The 1086-nt window shown below is 40.1% G+C and carries 3 protein-coding genes; 2 read left to right on the forward strand and 1 reads right to left on the reverse strand.

What is annotated here, in order from left to right; genetic code table 11:
- On the forward strand, positions 1–188 hold a 188-nt coding region (locus PX636_RS11895; protein WP_288117324.1), incomplete at its 5' end, for a hypothetical protein.
- A 31-nt stretch (positions 189–219) separates the two neighbouring features.
- Positions 220–675 (forward strand): response regulator, encoded by a 456-nt coding sequence (locus PX636_RS11900; protein WP_288117325.1) that lies wholly within the window; start codon positions 220–222, stop codon positions 673–675.
- On the opposite strand, the gene PX636_RS11905 is transcribed toward PX636_RS11900, so the two are convergent.
- A complete protein-coding gene (locus tag PX636_RS11905) occupies positions 676–858 on the reverse strand; it encodes a hypothetical protein (RefSeq protein WP_002763844.1) in 183 nt (60 codons plus the stop codon).
- Positions 859–1086: the final 228 nt, after the last annotated feature.

The raw sequence follows: 1086 nt of genomic DNA on the forward strand, positions 1-1086 counted from the left end.
AGTTTTATTGCAAAAAAAAAGTTTTTTTGACAAAAAGCACAAAGTGTGATAAGAAACGAACGTATTTCTGGCTGCCAGTAGTTATTGCAGAGTGGGAGTTGGGGAGAAGGGAAAAGAGAGAAGGGAGTAGGGGAATTATGAATTATGAATTGGGGAGATGGGTGATGGGGAGATGGGAAGTGTCGTGAAGTGAAGTCCAAAAGATCAACAGGCTCTAAAATGATAACAAGTGAGACCTCTAGGGAAAGGAAAATAATCATGAAGCCGAGAGAGACAATTAAAGTCTTAATTGCCGAAGATCACGAGCTAACTTGTTTAGTAATCAAGACTTTAATTTCCCAGCAGCCGCATTGTCAGGTGGTGGGAATTGCTGTTAATGGTCAACAGGCTATCGCATTGGCGAAAATTTATCAACCAGATGTAATTATTTTAGATGTACGGATGCCTGTCTTAAATGGACAGAGCGCCGCTATTCAGATCAAACAATTCGACCCTTATGTCCGCATTATCGCCTATAGTTCCTTGGCAAATCTTCCAATGGAAAAAAATAATCAAACTACAGCCTTTGATCTATACTGCCCTAAAGATATATCTTCCCAAGATCTGATCAAAGCGATCGATGACTTGGGAAAATTAGCACAATCGGACAAATCTCAATTCCGTCGGGTCGGATAGTTAACTAAGTTTTTCTTCAGGAAAAGTTGCTTGAAACTCATCGAGTAATTCATCCAACTCCTCAAGAGCTTGATTAACATCTAATCTCAGACCCCCAATGTCGGGTTTATCGCGCAATTGCAGTAAATAATCCCGTTTATTGGCCATTTGTTGCACTTTATCGATCAAGCTGGTTTTATCCATAATTCACCCTCTGGTACTGACTGCGATTATATATCAGTCAGCCCATATCAGTGAACAGTGATCGGTGAACAGTGAACAGCCAGTGATCACTGGTAACTAGATCTCCCGCAAAAATCAAAAATCTTCTCTTGGGTGAGCAGACAGTAAACTCCGAGACAGGAGGAGAAAAAAGACAATAGACAGCTAACTGATAACTGATAACTGATAACTGATAACTGATAACTGATA

This window comes from Microcystis sp. M53598_WE2, from assembly GCF_030067735.1.
Taxonomy (GTDB): Bacteria; Cyanobacteriota; Cyanobacteriia; order Cyanobacteriales; family Microcystaceae; genus Microcystis; species Microcystis aeruginosa.

Bases quoted from the DNA above. Each gene is read 5' to 3' on its own strand.
- PX636_RS11900 (WP_288117325.1), top strand. From the start codon at position 220: ATGATAACAAGTGAGACCTCTAGGGAAAGGAAAATAATCATGAAGCCG.
- PX636_RS11905 (WP_002763844.1), bottom strand. From the start codon at position 858: ATGGATAAAACCAGCTTGATCGATAAAGTGCAACAAATGGCCAATAAA.